The sequence below is a fragment of the Pseudomonas sp. B5(2017) genome (genome assembly GCF_002112825.1).
Lineage (GTDB): Bacteria > Pseudomonadota > Gammaproteobacteria > Pseudomonadales > Pseudomonadaceae > Aquipseudomonas > Aquipseudomonas putida_Z.
Genome location: NZ_NEIR01000018.1, coordinates 19,597 through 33,377, shown reverse-complemented (window position 1 = coordinate 33,377; position 13,781 = coordinate 19,597). Strand labels below are relative to the sequence as shown.

General features: G+C 62.6%; 13 protein-coding genes. 3 read left to right on the top strand and 10 right to left on the bottom strand.

Annotated elements, in window-relative coordinates:
• Window positions 1-9: 9 nt before the first annotated feature.
• Complete coding sequence (locus CAG00_RS23945) at window positions 10-534, bottom strand: L,D-transpeptidase (RefSeq protein ID WP_085665482.1); 525 nt, start codon at window positions 532-534, stop codon at window positions 10-12.
• A gap of 40 nt (window positions 535-574) precedes the next feature.
• Window positions 575-1,288: a TetR/AcrR family transcriptional regulator gene (locus CAG00_RS23940; protein WP_025338327.1), complete on the bottom strand. Its 714-nt coding sequence runs from the start codon at window positions 1,286-1,288 to the stop codon at window positions 575-577.
• Between the two features lie 215 nt (window positions 1,289-1,503).
• Here CAG00_RS23940 and lexA point away from each other — a divergent pair, with 215 nt between their 5' ends.
• Together lexA and sulA are read left to right on the top strand one after the other, a co-directional pair.
• A complete protein-coding gene (gene lexA / locus CAG00_RS23935) occupies window positions 1,504-2,112 on the top strand; it encodes a transcriptional repressor LexA (protein ID WP_004376420.1) in 609 nt (202 codons plus the stop codon).
• A gap of 13 nt (window positions 2,113-2,125) precedes the next feature.
• The gene (sulA, locus tag CAG00_RS23930; protein WP_085589440.1) at window positions 2,126-2,602 is read left to right on the top strand and encodes an SOS-induced cell division inhibitor SulA; all 477 of its coding nucleotides are present in this window, start codon (window positions 2,126-2,128) and stop codon (window positions 2,600-2,602) included.
• A gap of 49 nt (window positions 2,603-2,651) precedes the next feature.
• Here the strand turns inward: sulA and CAG00_RS23925 are convergent, their stop codons facing one another.
• The 7 genes from CAG00_RS23925 to CAG00_RS23895 form a co-directional block, all read right to left on the bottom strand.
• Entirely contained in the window at window positions 2,652-2,885 is a 234-nt protein-coding gene (locus CAG00_RS23925; protein WP_004376430.1) for a hypothetical protein, read from the bottom strand.
• Between the two features lie 50 nt (window positions 2,886-2,935).
• Window positions 2,936-3,451 carry a DUF6586 family protein gene (locus CAG00_RS23920; RefSeq protein WP_025338325.1) on the bottom strand — a complete coding sequence of 172 codons (516 nt, stop codon included), beginning with the start codon at window positions 3,449-3,451 and terminating at the stop codon, window positions 2,936-2,938.
• 187 nt (window positions 3,452-3,638) lie between these two features.
• Complete coding sequence (gene topA, locus CAG00_RS23915) at window positions 3,639-6,248, bottom strand: type I DNA topoisomerase (protein WP_025338324.1); 2,610 nt, start codon at window positions 6,246-6,248, stop codon at window positions 3,639-3,641.
• Between the two features lie 100 nt (window positions 6,249-6,348).
• Entirely contained in the window at window positions 6,349-6,600 is a 252-nt protein-coding gene (locus CAG00_RS23910) for a DUF1653 domain-containing protein (RefSeq protein WP_023661154.1), read from the bottom strand.
• A gap of 77 nt (window positions 6,601-6,677) precedes the next feature.
• Window positions 6,678-7,853, bottom strand: a complete 1,176-nt coding sequence (gene fadA, locus CAG00_RS23905) for an acetyl-CoA C-acyltransferase FadA (RefSeq protein ID WP_013971712.1) — start codon at window positions 7,851-7,853, stop codon at window positions 6,678-6,680.
• Between the two features lie 31 nt (window positions 7,854-7,884).
• A complete protein-coding gene (fadB, locus tag CAG00_RS23900) occupies window positions 7,885-10,032 on the bottom strand; it encodes a fatty acid oxidation complex subunit alpha FadB (protein ID WP_085665481.1) in 2,148 nt (715 codons plus the stop codon).
• A gap of 636 nt (window positions 10,033-10,668) precedes the next feature.
• Window positions 10,669-11,106, bottom strand: a complete 438-nt coding sequence (locus CAG00_RS23895; RefSeq protein ID WP_013971710.1) for a hypothetical protein — start codon at window positions 11,104-11,106, stop codon at window positions 10,669-10,671.
• Window positions 11,107-11,216: 110 nt separating this feature from the next.
• Here CAG00_RS23895 and CAG00_RS23890 point away from each other — a divergent pair, with 110 nt between their 5' ends.
• A complete protein-coding gene (locus tag CAG00_RS23890; RefSeq protein ID WP_085665480.1) occupies window positions 11,217-11,657 on the top strand; it encodes a universal stress protein in 441 nt (146 codons plus the stop codon).
• Between the two features lie 125 nt (window positions 11,658-11,782).
• Here CAG00_RS23890 and CAG00_RS23885 read toward each other — a convergent pair whose 3' ends face one another.
• The gene (locus tag CAG00_RS23885) at window positions 11,783-13,711 is read right to left on the bottom strand and encodes an ATP-binding cassette domain-containing protein (protein ID WP_085665479.1); all 1,929 of its coding nucleotides are present in this window, start codon (window positions 13,709-13,711) and stop codon (window positions 11,783-11,785) included.
• Between the last annotated feature and the right edge of the window lie 70 nt (window positions 13,712-13,781).

Here is a 13,781-nt window from a genome sequence, read left to right as displayed (position 1 = left end):
GGTAATCCTTCATTGAAGACTGAGAGAAGCCCACTGGGGGCAGGCGGCCTGCTCGATGCGCACCGGGCAATGGGCCGGCACCTGCTCGAACAGGCTTAGCAAATCGGTGTTGCGCAGGCGTATGCAACCATGGGACAGCGCTACGCCCATGGGTTCCGTATCCGGGGTGCCGTGCAAGTAGATATAACGGCGGAAGGTGTCGACCGCACCCAGGCGGTTGACACCCGGCTCGCAGCCACTGAGCCAGAGAATGCGGGTAAGGATCCAGTCCCGGCCGGGGCATTGCGCATGCAAGGCCGGCGACCACACCTCGCCGGTCCAGCGCCGCCCGGCAAATACCGCATTCAGCGGCAAGCCCGCACCGATCTTCGCCCGCACCTGGTGCAGGCCACACGGCGTGCAACCCGAGCCGTTGCGCTCGCCGGCGCCGTTGCGCGCCGTGGAAACCGGCACGCGCAGGCGCAGCTGGCCATCGGCAAAGCCATAAAGGCACTGGTCAGCGAGGGAAATGTGCAGGAAGTCGAGGTCGGGCATGGGCGCTAGCTTAGCCGAAGCGCCCTGCCCCGCCCAGCCTTCAGGCCTTGGCGGTGGAGGCGCCTGCGCTGGTCTTGGTGCGCGGGCGCAGCTGCGCGGTGGCCATGGCGTCGTCGGTAACACCGCTATCGGCACGCATGCCCGCAGCCAGGAAAGGCACCATCAGGCGCATTACCTGCTCGATCGAGGTGTTGATGCCGAAATCGGTCTCGGCAATCGCCCGCAGGGCCTTGATGCCGGACATGCTGAAGGCGGCGGCGCCAAGCATGAAGTGCACTCGCCAGAACAGCTCCAGCGGCGGGATGCGCGGTGCAGCCTCGTTGACCAGCAGCATGTAGCGGCGGAACACCTTGCCGTACATGTCTTCCAGGTAACGCCGCAGGTGGCCCTGGCTCTGGCTGAAGGCCAGGCCCAGCAGGCGCATGAAGATCGACAGGTCGTTGTTGCTGCGCGGCTGCACGGCCAAAGCCTGCTCGACCAGCATTTCCAGCAGCTCTTCGAGGCTCGGCTTGTGCTCCGGCTTGGCCTGGCGCCGCTCCAGCTCACGTTCGAGGCTGGCGCAGAACGGCCCGAGGAAACGCGAGAACACTGCCTGGATCAGGGCCTTCTTGGAGCCGAAGTGATAGTTGACCGCCGCCAGGTTGACCCCGGCCTTGCTGGTAATCAGCCGCAACGAGGTTTCTGCGAACCCCCTTTCCGCGAACAGCTGCTCGGCAGCATCGAGAATGCGTTCAACGGTTTCCGATTGGGCCATGACTACTCCGACTACTCCGCCAGACAAACAGGTGTTTGAAACATACGTTTCAGCCCTGCTTCTGTCAAGGCTCGGTGACCGGCCGGTCGCCATTTAAAAGCGCCAGGCGGGCGGCTGCAAGCGCCATTGCTGCTGTTTATTACAGGTTTTGGCTTGCAGCGCATCCAGTACTGTATATAATCCCAGTCACTGTACAAAAAGACAGAGCGCTCACCATGTTGAAACTGACGCCACGCCAAGCCGAAATTCTCGCGTTCATCAAGCGTTGCCTGGAAGACAACGGCTTCCCGCCGACGCGCGCCGAGATCGCTCAGGAGCTGGGCTTCAAGTCGCCCAACGCCGCCGAGGAGCACCTCAAGGCCCTTGCCCGCAAAGGCGCGATCGAGATGACCCCGGGCGCCTCCCGTGGTATTCGCATCCCCGGTCTGGAAGCCAAGGCCGAAGAAAGCGGCCTGCCAATCATCGGCCGGGTTGCCGCCGGTGCGCCGATCCTTGCCGAACAGCACATCGAGCAATCCTGCAACATCAACCCCGACTTCTTCCACCCCCAGGCCGACTATCTGCTGCGCGTACACGGCATGAGCATGAAGGATGTCGGCATCTTCGATGGCGACCTGCTGGCGGTACACACCTGCCGCGAAGCCCGCAACGGCCAGATCGTCGTGGCCCGCATCGGCGACGAAGTCACCGTCAAGCGCTTCAAGCGCGAAGGCAGCAAGGTCTGGCTGCTTGCCGAAAACCCCGAATTCGCCCCCATCGAAGTCGACCTGAAAGAACAGGAGCTGGTGATCGAGGGCTTGAGCGTCGGCGTCATTCGCCGCTGATCCAGGAGGCGTCATGCAGCAGTTCATTCACGCACCCGAGCAAGTCCAGTTGCCATTGTTCGAAGCATTCCTCGCCCAGCCCGTACTGCCTGGCCTGAAAACCAGCGAAGTGGCGCGCAAAAGCAGCCAGCCCGAGCTGTTCAGCGAACTGTCGCTGCGCGGAGCCCCCGGGCACTGCCAAAGCCTGCTGGCACCCGTGCTGCGCGAACTGAGCGAAGAGGACGAGACCCGCTGGCTGACCCTGATCGCCCCGCCGTCAAGCCTGACCCAGGCCTGGCTGCGCGATGCCGGGCTCAACCGTGAACGCATCCTGCTGCTGCAACCTCGCGGCAATCAGAGCCCGCTTCAACTGGCCTGCGAAGCCTTGCGCCTGGGCCGCAGCCACACCGTGGTCAGCTGGCTGGGCAACGTCAACGCCACTGCACGCCAGCAATTGCTGCGCGCTGCCGGTGCCGGAAACGCACAAAGCCTGAACATCCGCCTCGGCTGATGTTCAGGCTTTGCCTGTCATTGTATGAAACCTGATGCCCTGCTGCACCTCAGTGCAGCACACGCGGCCCTTCATCACGCTCAAGCTCGCCATCCATCAGGCGACCGGCCATCTGCACGCCCACGCTGAGCATGGCCTTGGCCACTTCCACATGCTGCCCCTGCAGGAACGCCTTGGCGTCTTCCGAGAAATCCAGGGTTACCAGAGAGCCCTCATCCTCGGCGCGACGCAGTTCGATGCGGCCATCAGGCAACTCGACAATTTCCAGAAACGACGTAGACATAAATGGCAGTTCTCCGCGAAAGGCCGGTATTGTACCAGCCGTAGCAGCTATCAGCACTCACTCAACGCGTCGCGGAAACGTCTCACCAGGCCCTTGAGGTTGCTGCGCCAGCTTTCCAGTTCGGCACGCGACAGCGCCGGATGCTCGGGCTCATCGAGATTGACCGCCTGGATCAATGGCTGGGTGACGTCGGTTTTTGGCGCTTTTTTCGCGACCGGTGGTCGGAACAAATCGGCATAAGCACTGAGCATTTGCGCCAGCCAGGTTTCGCGCTGGCGGGCCAGTTCCAGCAGTTCGGCCACTTCCGGGATGGCGATGCCGTTCAGCGCATCGTCAGCCAGTGCTTGCTCGACCGTTGCAACAACTGGCAGGCGGTAGAAGCCACCAATTTCATGACACAGGCCCAGCAGTGCGCCGTAGAGATGGAACAGCGCCGACTCGCGCTCGGCCTGGACCAGGCCCTGGGCATTCATGGCCTGGCTTTGTTCGGCCTTGGCCATGGACTCCAGGGCGAGGCCGGCAAAGAACAGTTTCTGATTGGTGCGGGTGTAGAGTTCCTGGGCCATTTCAGTGCCCTCCCTAAGGCTGCAAGGCGGATAGCCTCATCATAAATGATTGGGGCCGCTTTGCGTCCCTTCGCGGGCTTGCCCGCTCCCACAGGAACTCCATCAAGCCCAAGGCCTGCGCTGTACCTGTAGGAGCGGGCAAGCCCGCGAAGGGGCGCGAAGCGGCCCCAATTACAGCACTGACGGATCAGCGCTTGTCTTCAACCTTCCACGCATTGCCGTCGTAGAACGCCTTCCAGCCGGTCGGCTTGCCATCAACCTCGGACTGCACGTACTGCTCCTTGGTCTTGCGGCTGTAGCGGATCACCGCCGGGCGGCCTTCCGGGTCTTTCTGCGGCGCATCACACAGGAAGTGGTACTTCGGATCGATCTCATGCTTGTGTGGCACGATCTCCAGCACCAGCGGTGCGCGGGTTTCGCGGTTCTTGGGGAACTGGCTGGCGGCCAGGAACAGCCCCGAAGCGCCATCACGCAGCACGTAGGTATCGTCGACCTTCTCGCACTTGAGCTCTGGCATGTCCACCTTGTCCATCTTCGGTGGCGCCGCCTCGCCGCTCTTGAGCAGCTTGCGGGTGTTCTTGCACGCCGGGTTGGTGCAACCGAAGAACTTGCCGAAACGGCCAGTCTTCAACTGCATCTCGCTGCCACACTTGTCGCACTCCAGGCTCGGCCCTTCGTAACCCTTGATGCGGTAGTTGCCTTCCTCGATCTCGTAGCCAGCGCAATCCGGGTTGTTACCGCAGATGTGCAGCTTGTGCTTCTCGTCCAGCAGGTAGGCATCCATCGCCGTGGCGCAGATCGGACAACGGTGCTTGCCCAGCAACACGCGGGATTCCGATTCGCCCTCGTCGTCCGCGGCAATCTCGTCGCCCGGCACCAGGTTGACGGTGGCCTTGCAGCGCTCTTTCGGCGGCAGGCTGTAGCCCGAGCAACCGAGGAACACGCCGGTGGAGGCAGTGCGGATCATCATCGGCCGGCCACATTCCTTGCACGGAATGTTGGTCATGGTCGGTTGGTTGGCGCGCATGCCGTCTTCGCTGGACTCGGCGGTCTGCAGTTTCTTGCTGAAGTCGCCGTAGAACTCGTCGAGCACGTTCTTCCAGTCACGCTCGCCCTGGGCCACGTCGTCGAGGTTCTCCTCCATGTCGGCGGTAAAGCCGTAGTCCATCAGGTTGGAGAAGCTCTCGGACAGGCGCTCGGTGACGATGTCGCCCATCTTCTCGGAATAGAAGCGGCGGTTGTGCAGGGTCACATAGCCACGGTCCTGAATGGTCGAGATGATCGCCGCATAGGTCGACGGGCGGCCGATACCGCGCTTTTCCATTTCCTTGACCAGGCTGGCTTCGGTGAAGCGCGCCGGTGGCTTGGTGAAGTGCTGGCTCGGGTCGATCTGGATCAGCTTCAGCGCTTCGCCCTGGACCATTTCCGGCAACACGTCGTCTTCGCCAGGCTTGCTCTGCTGCGGCAGCACACGGGTGTAACCGTCAAACTTGAGGATACGGCCCTTGGCACGCAGTTCGAAGTCGCCCGCGGCCACGGTGACGCTGGTGGACAGGTACTGCGCTGGCGGCATCTGGCAGGCCAGGAACTGGCGCCAGATCAGCTCGTACAGGCGCTCGGCGTCGCGCTCCATGCCAGTGAGCTTGCTCGGGTGGGTATTCACGTCGGAAGGACGAATCGCTTCGTGCGCCTCCTGGGCGCCTTCCTTGCTGCCGTACACCAGCGGTGCCTCGGGCAGGTACTGCTTGCCGAACTCGCGCTCGATGTAGCTGCGCGCCATGTCCAGGGCGTCGGCCGACAGGTTGGTGGAGTCGGTACGCATGTAGGTGATGTAGCCGGCTTCGTACAAGCGCTGGGCCATCATCATGGTTTTCTTCACACCGAAGCCCAGGCGGTTGCTGGCGGCCTGCTGCAAGGTGGAGGTAATGAACGGTGCCGACGGCTTGCTGCTGGTCGGGCGGTCTTCGCGCTTGACCACGCTGTAGCTGGAAGCCTTGAGCTTCTCCAGCGCCGCCATGGCCTGGGCTTCGTTCAGCGGCTTGAAGGCCTCACCCTTCTCGCGTGCCACTTCGAAACGCACCTTGGCGTTCTTGGCGGTGCCGAGGTCGGCGTGGATTTCCCAGTACTCTTCCGGGATGAACGCGCGGATTTCGCGCTCGCGCTCCACCACCAGCTTCACCGCCACCGACTGTACACGGCCGGCGGACAGGCCTCGGGCGATCTTGGCCCACAGCAGCGGCGAAACCATGTAGCCGACCACGCGGTCGAGGAAACGCCGCGCCTGCTGCGCGTTGACCCGGTCGATATCCAGCTCGCCCGGCTGCGAGAAGGCTTCCTGGATGGCCTTCTTGGTGATTTCGTTGAACACCACGCGCTTGTAGCGGGTGTCGTCGCCGCCGATGGCCTCGCGCAGGTGCCAGGCAATGGCTTCCCCTTCGCGGTCCAAGTCGGTTGCGAGATAGATGGTGTCGGCGTCCTTCGCCAGGCGGCGCAGCTCTTCGATCACCTTTTCCTTGCCAGGCAGGATCTCGTACTTGGCCTTCCAGCCATGGTCGGGGTCGACGCCCATGCGTGCCACCAGCTGGCGGCGGGCCTTTTCCTTCGGCGACAGGGCCGGAGCCTCACCCGCGGCCTTGCCACGCTTGGCGGCTGGCTCTTTGCTGGCGCTGGCCGAACCGCTGGTGGGGAGGTCTCGGATATGGCCGATACTCGACTTCACCACGTACTGGTTGCCCAGGTACTTGTTGATGGTCTTGGCCTTGGCCGGGGATTCCACAATGACCAGCGATTTGCCCATGGATCGGAGTATTCCTGAATCTGAAGATGAAAAACGCGTCAGGTGCCAGACGCGGCACCGCTATATATAGTGGCAAAAGTGTGAGGTCAAGTTCGGACTATCACTCGTGCGACTTGCCCAGCAACCCGGGCAGCCCCTCTTCGGCCTTGACCAAAGCAAAGCGTGGCACCTGCTCGCCGTCAACCTCGACGGACTCCTGGAACATCGAAAGTGGCCGAACCCAGAAGCTGTAATCACCATACAGGCATTGGTAGAACACCATCCACTCTTCGCTCTCGGAGTGCCGCGCAACACTGAAGACACGGTACTCAGGCCCTTTGTAATGCCGGTATACGCCTGGTTGTATCTGCATGTTGCCCACCCTCTTGAATAAAACCTGTAAAAAACAAAACCGGGGCACAAGGCCCCGGTCGCTGTCCCGCTACGCGATCAGACGCGTTCGAAGACAGTGGTGATACCTTGGCCGAGGCCGACGCACATGGTCGCCACCCCCAGGGTACCGCCATTCTGCTTCATGACATTGAGCAGGGTGCCGGAAATCCGTGCCCCGGAGCAACCGAACGGGTGGCCCAAGGCAATGGCGCCGCCGTGCAGGTTAACCTTCTCATCCATCTTGTCGAGTACTTTCAAGTCTTTCAGCACTGGCAGGGCCTGTGCAGCGAAGGCTTCGTTGAGCTCGATGAAGTCGATGTCGGCCATGGTCAGGCCAGCACGCTTGAGGGCTTTCTGGGTCGACGGCACCGGGCCATAGCCCATGATCGCCGGGTCGACACCAGCCACCGCCATGGAACGGATGACCGCCAATGGCTGGATACCCAGGTCCATGGCGCGCTGGCCGGACATGACAATCATGCACGACGCACCGTCGGTGATCTGCGACGAGGTACCGGCAGTGACGGTACCGCCTTTCGGGTTGAACGCCGGCTTCAGCGACGCCAGGCCTTCGAGGGTGGTTTCCGGGCGAATGGTTTCGTCGAAATCGAACACCTTCAGGAAGCCGTTCTCGTCATAGCCCTGCATCGGGATGATTTCGTCCTTGAACTTGCCTTCGACCGTGGCCTTGTGGGCCAGCTGGTGCGAACGCAGGCCGAACAGATCCTGCTGCTCTCGGGTGATGCCGTGCATCTTGCCGAGCATTTCCGCGGTCAGGCCCATCATCCCGGAAGCCTTGGCGGCATGCAAGGACAGGTGCGGGTTGGGGTCGACGCCATGCATCATGCTGACGTGGCCCATGTGCTCCACGCCACCGACCACGAATACATCACCGTTGCCGGTCATGATCGCCTGGGCGGCGGTGTGCAGCGCGCTCATCGACGAGCCGCACAGGCGGCTGACGGTCTGCGCCGCGGAGGTGTGCGGGATCTGGGTCATCAGCGAGGCCATGCGGGCGATGTTCCAGCCCTGCTCGAGGGTCTGGTTGACGCAGCCCCAGATCACGTCCTCGACTTCTTTCGGGTCGACCTTGTCGTTGCGTTCCAGCAGCTTGCTGATCAGGTGCGCCGACATGTCTTCGGCGCGGGTATTGCGGTGCATGCCACCCTTGGAGCGGCCCATCGGCGTGCGACCGAAGTCGACAATCACCACGTCTCTTGGATTCAGGCTCATATCAAATCTCTCGCTCTAGCTCGTTGACCGCTCAGTTGAAGAAGCGCTGGCCGTTCTTGGCCATTTCACGCAGCTTGGCGGTCGGGTGGTACAGCGGCCCCAGGTCGGCGTACTGATCGGCCAGGGCAACGAATTCGGCCACACCGATCGAGTCGATGTAGCGCAGCGCACCACCGCGGAAGGGAGGGAAGCCAATGCCGTAGACCAGGCCCATGTCGGCTTCGGCGGCGGTTTCGACGATGCCGTCTTCCAGGCAGCGCACGGTCTCCAGGCACAGCGGGATCATCATCCAGTTGATGATGTCTTCGTCGGTGACTTCACGCTGCTCGAAGACGATCGGCTTGAGCACGTCGAGCACGCTGGCGTCGGCGACCTTCTTCGGCTTGCCGCGCTTGTCGGTTTCGTAGGCGTAGAAGCCCTTGCCGTTCTTCTGGCCCAGGCGGTTGGCCTCGTACAGTGCGTCAACGGCCGAGCGGCGCTCGTCCTTCATGCGGTCCGGGAAGCCTTCGGCCATCACGTCGCGGCCGTGGTGGCCGGTGTCGATGCCGACCACGTCCATCAGGTACGCCGGGCCCATCGGCCAGCCGAACTTTTCCATGACCTTGTCGATACGCACGAAGTCGACACCGGCGCTTACCAGCTTGGCGAAGCCGCCGAAGTACGGGAACAGCACGCGGTTGACCAGGAAGCCCGGGCAATCGTTGACCACGATCGGGTTCTTGCCCATTTTCTTGGCGTAGGCCACGGTGGTGGCGACCGCCACTTCACTGGACTTCTCGCCACGGATGACTTCCACCAGCGGCATCATGTGCACCGGGTTGAAGAAGTGCATGCCGACGAAGTTTTCCGGGCGCTTGAGCGCCTTGGCCAGCAGGTTGATGGAAATGGTCGAGGTGTTGGAAGCGAGGATCGCATCGTCCTTCACCTGGGTTTCCACTTCAGCCAGCACGGCCTGCTTGACTTTCGGGTTCTCGACCACGGCCTCGACGACGATGTCGACATTGGCGAAATCGCCATAGGACAGGGTCGGGCGAATGGCGTTGAGTGCCTCGGCCATCTTGGCCGGGGTCAGGCGGCCCTTCTCGACGCGGTTGCCGAGCAGCTTGGAGGCCTCGTTCAGGCCCAGCTGGATGGCTTCCTCGCGGATATCCTTCATCAGGATCGGTGTGCCCTTGACCGCCGACTGGTAGGCGATGCCGCCACCCATGATGCCAGCGCCGAGCACGGCGGCCTGCTTCACGTCGTGGGCGATTTCGTCATGCGCCTTGGCCTTGCGCTTGAGTTCCTGGTCGTTTAGGAACAGGCCGATCAGGCTCTCGGCAACCGAGGTCTTGGCCAGCTTGGCGAAGCCTGCGGCTTCGACTTCCAGGGCCTTGTCACGGCCGAAGTTGGCAGCCTTCTGGATGGTCTTGATGGCTTCGACCGGGGCTGGGTAGTTCGGGCCGGCCTGGCCGGCGACGAAGCCCTTGGCAGTCTCGAAGGCCATCATCTGCTCGATGGCGTTGAGCTTGAGCTTTTCCAGCTTGGGCTGGCGCTTGGCCTTGTAGTCCAGCTCGCCACTGATGGCGCGCTTGACCAGGTCAAGGGCACCGGCAATCAGCAGTTCAGGCGCGACCACGGCGTCGACGGCACCCACTTTCAGGGCGTCTTCGGCACGGTTTTCCTTGCCGGCGGCGATCCACTCGATGGCGTTGTCCGAACCGATCAGGCGCGGCAGGCGCACGGTGCCGCCGAAGCCCGGGTAGATACCCAGCTTGACTTCCGGCAGGCCGATCTTGGCGCTGGTGGACATGACCCGGTAGTCGGCGGCCAGGCACATTTCCAGGCCGCCGCCCAGGGCGATACCGTTGATGGCGGCGACGGTCGGCACTTCGAGGTCTTCGAAGGCGTTGAAGATGCGGTTGGCTTCCAGGTTGCCGGCGACCAGTTCGGCCTCGGGCAGCTTGAAGTTGTCGACGAACTCGGTGATGTCGGCGCCGACGATGAACACGTCCTTGCCACTGCTGACGATCACGCCCTTGACCGAGGCGTCGGCCTGGATGGCATCGACGGCCTGGCGCAGTTCGTTCAGGGTCAGGCGGTTGAACTTGTTGACGGACTCACCCTTGAGGTCGAACTTGAGCTCGACGATGCCACTTTCAAGAGCCTTAACCGTGATGGCTTTACCTTCGTAAATCATCAACTGATCTCCACGATATGGAAGCTGAACAGTACACGCCGATCGCTGCAGCAAAAGCAGGCCTAGCTGCCCTGCCCCAGGCACACCCGTCAGCGCGCTAGTCGGAAGTATGGCTTGGCGTCATGACATACAAACGCTCAATTCATACGCCCGTTTGATTTGGGTGTGCACACATTCTCCGAAAAGATCGGCGTTGTCAAATGCTCGCGAGCAAGGTGAAAACACGACTTTCCGGTCATTTTGTAGCGTCCCGGTACAAAACATGATGACAGTGATTGCTGACCATTCATGTCGGCGATTGACCATGAGCCGCAGGAGAATGCTGCAGCTTTTGCCTTGCGCGGTGACCTCGAACGGCTACACTGGCACTTGCTTGAATGCATACCCGGCCTGCCTGGCCTTTTCTGCGCAGCAGAACGCAAAGCGGCGACTTGGCACCCCACCCCTTCAGGGGATCGGCCAAGCCGCCGCTTTGTCGTTTTGTGCTTGCCTTCGGATGAGAAGACCAATGGGCGGGCTTAGCGTGGCCCTGTGGGAGCGGGTTTACCCGCGAACACCGGCAAAGCCGGTGCCACCCACCGAGTCGCCTTCTTCGCGGGTAAACCCGCTCCCACAGAGGCCGCGCAAAGGCAAATTTCAGGCCAAGGTTTCGAGGACGTGGGCAATATCCTGCAACACAGCCGTATCGCCCCGCTCGGTCCAGTACAGCGCGATCATCCGGGCATCGGCCTCGACCTTGTAGACACTCGCCGGCAAGCGCGCCAGGGCCTCCATGAAGCGTGGGTCCTCGCAGGGTTCACGCCACTGGTTCCACCACACCCCCGGGGTGATCTGCCAGAAGCTGAAGCTGTCCTCATGCCCGCGGCGACGTGCCCGGTGGTATTGCGGGCACGGGCTTGGCGGCTCCTTTTCCAGCCAGTGCGGCCACTGCTGCGGCGCCAGCTGCATGGCCAGACCCATGCGCCGAGCCTCCAGGCGCAGCTTCATCTGCTCGCTCTGCTTGCGCGAGGTGCGCAACCAGGAAAGCGGGCTGAGAATCAGCGCGAGGATTGACACCACCAGCAATACCGTCATATCTGTAGTTCCCATAAAACGTTGCAAATGAGCTGGTTAGCCATTTTTCACGGAAGACCCGCCCGAAAGCGACCATACTTCTTCTATCGCGATTGTCAGGAGTTCCGCTCATGTCCTACGAACATCTTCTGGTCGCCGTCGACCTGACCGAAGAATGCGACCCGGTGATCAAACGTGCCATGGCGCTGGCTGCACCTTCGAATGCCAAGGTTTCGCTGGTACACATCGTCGAGCCGATGGCCATGGCGTTTGGCGGTGACGTGCCGATGGACCTGTCGCAGTTGCAACAGCAGCAGTTCGACCAGGCCAAGGAACGCATGGAGCGCCTGTTCAACAAATACCCGGACATCCACCGCGGCGACTCGCACCTGACCTATGGCCAGCCGCGCCAGGAAATCCACCAGCTGGCCAAGGACCAGAAGTGCGACCTGATCGTGGTCGGCAGCCATGGCCGTCACGGCCTGGCGTTGCTGCTGGGCTCCACGGCCAATGACGTGCTGCATGGTGCGCCGTGCGATGTACTGGCGGTGCGGTTGCAGAAGAAGGAATGATTCAACCTGTGCTGGCCTCTTCGCGGGTGAACCCGCTCCCACAGGGACCGCGCCGCCGTTGAATGCGGCGCAGTACCTGTGGGAGCGGGTTCACCCGCGAAATGGCCGGGTCAGACTAACGCCGATCAGCCTTCCAGCTCGGCCCAGCGCTCCACCAGCACATCCAGCTCACCCTGCAGTTTCTCGATCTTGGCCAGCACTGCCGAGGTTTCCGCAATCGGCCGCTGATAGAAGCCCGCCGCATTCACTTCTTCCTGGGCCTCGGCCATGCGCTGCTCCAGTTCGTCGATCTGCCCCGGCAGCATTTCCAGCTCACGTTGCAGCTTGTAGCTGAGCTTCTTCTTCGAACCATCGGCCACCTCTGCAGCAGGCGCAGGCGCCGGCTTGGCCTCGACCTTCTCCACCACCGCGCTGTTGAGCTCGGACTTGCCGCCCTTGCTCTCGGTCACGCCCAGCAGCTTCGGCGAGCCACCCTGGCGAATCCAGTCCTCGTAACCACCGACGTATTCGCGCACCTTGCCCTCGCCTTCGAACACCAGGGTGCTGGTGACGACGTTGTCGAGGAAGGCCCGGTCGTGGCTGACCATCAGCACGGTGCCCTTGTAGTTGGACAGCACCTCCTCGAGCAGCTCGAGGGTTTCCACGTCCAGGTCGTTGGTCGGTTCGTCAAGCACCAGCAAGTTGGCCGGCTTGCTGAACAGCTTGGCCAGCAACAGCCGTGCACGCTCGCCACCCGACAGCGCCTTGACCGGCGTACGGGCACGCTGAGGGCTGAACAGGAAATCGCCCAGGTAGCTCAGCACATGGCGGTTCTGGCCATCGATCTCGATGAAGTCGCGGCCTTCGGCCAGGTTGTCGATAACGGTTTTTTCCAGGTCGAGCTGGTGGCGCATCTGGTCGAAATAGGCCACCTCCAGCTTGGTGCCGCGCTCGACCTTGCCGGTGGTCGGCTCCAGGTCGCCGAGCATCAGCTTGAGCAGGGTGGTCTTGCCGGTACCGTTGGCGCCCAGCAGGCCGATGCGGTCCTCACGCTGCAGGACCATGGAGAAGTCCTTGACCAGCACAGGCCCGTCGGGGTGATGGAAGCTGACGTTTTCCAGCACCATCACCTGCTTGCCGGACTTTTCCGCCGCCTCGATCTGGATGTTGGCCTTGCCCTGGCGCTCGCGGCGTTCGCTGCGCTCCACACGCAGGGCCTTCAGCGCGCGCACGCGGCCTTCGTTGCGGGTGCGGCGAGCCTTGATGCCCTGGCGGATCCACACTTCTTCCTGGGCCAGACGCTTGTCGAACAATGCGTTGGCGGTTTCCTCGGCGGCCAGCGCGGCCTCCTTGTGCACCAGGAAGCTGGCATAGTCGCCGTTCCAGTCGATCAGGCCGCCGCGGTCCAGTTCGAGGATGCGGGTGGCCAGGTTCTGCAGGAAGGAACGGTCGTGGGTGATGAACAGCACCGCGCCGTTGAAGCCGCGCAGGGCCTCTTCGAGCCAGGCGATGGCACCGATGTCCAGGTGGTTGGTCGGTTCGTCGAGCAGCAGCAGGTCGGGTTCCGACACCAGCGCCTGGGCCAGCAGCACGCGGCGGCGCCAGCCACCGGACAGTTCGGCCAGGGTCTTGTCGGCCGGCAACTGCAGGCGGCTGAGGGTGCTTTCCACCACCTGCTGCAGGCGCCAGCCGTCACGGGCTTCCAGCTCGTGCTGGACGTGCATGAGTTTTTCCAGGTCTTCATCGCCCTGGATGTTCAGGCTCAGGTGGTGGAACTGCGCCAGCAACTCGCCCACGCCATCCAGGCCTGCGGCCACCACATCGAACACCGTGCGCTCGTCGGCCACCGGCAGTTCCTGCGGCAGCTCGCCGATCTTCAGGGCCGGGGCGCGCCAGATTTCGCCGTCGTCGCCCTTCTGCTCGCCCTTGACCAGGCGCAGCATGCTCGACTTGCCGGTGCCGTTGCGGCCGATGATGCACACCCGCTCGCCACGAGCGATCTGCCAGGACACTTTGTCCAGCAGCGGCATGGCGCCGAATGCGAGGGACACATCGCTGAATTTGAGCAGGGTCATGTTGGTCTCCATAAATCGGGCGCGCATTCTACCTGACTTGGCCCTCGACGGCATCCGCCTGGCCAACCGG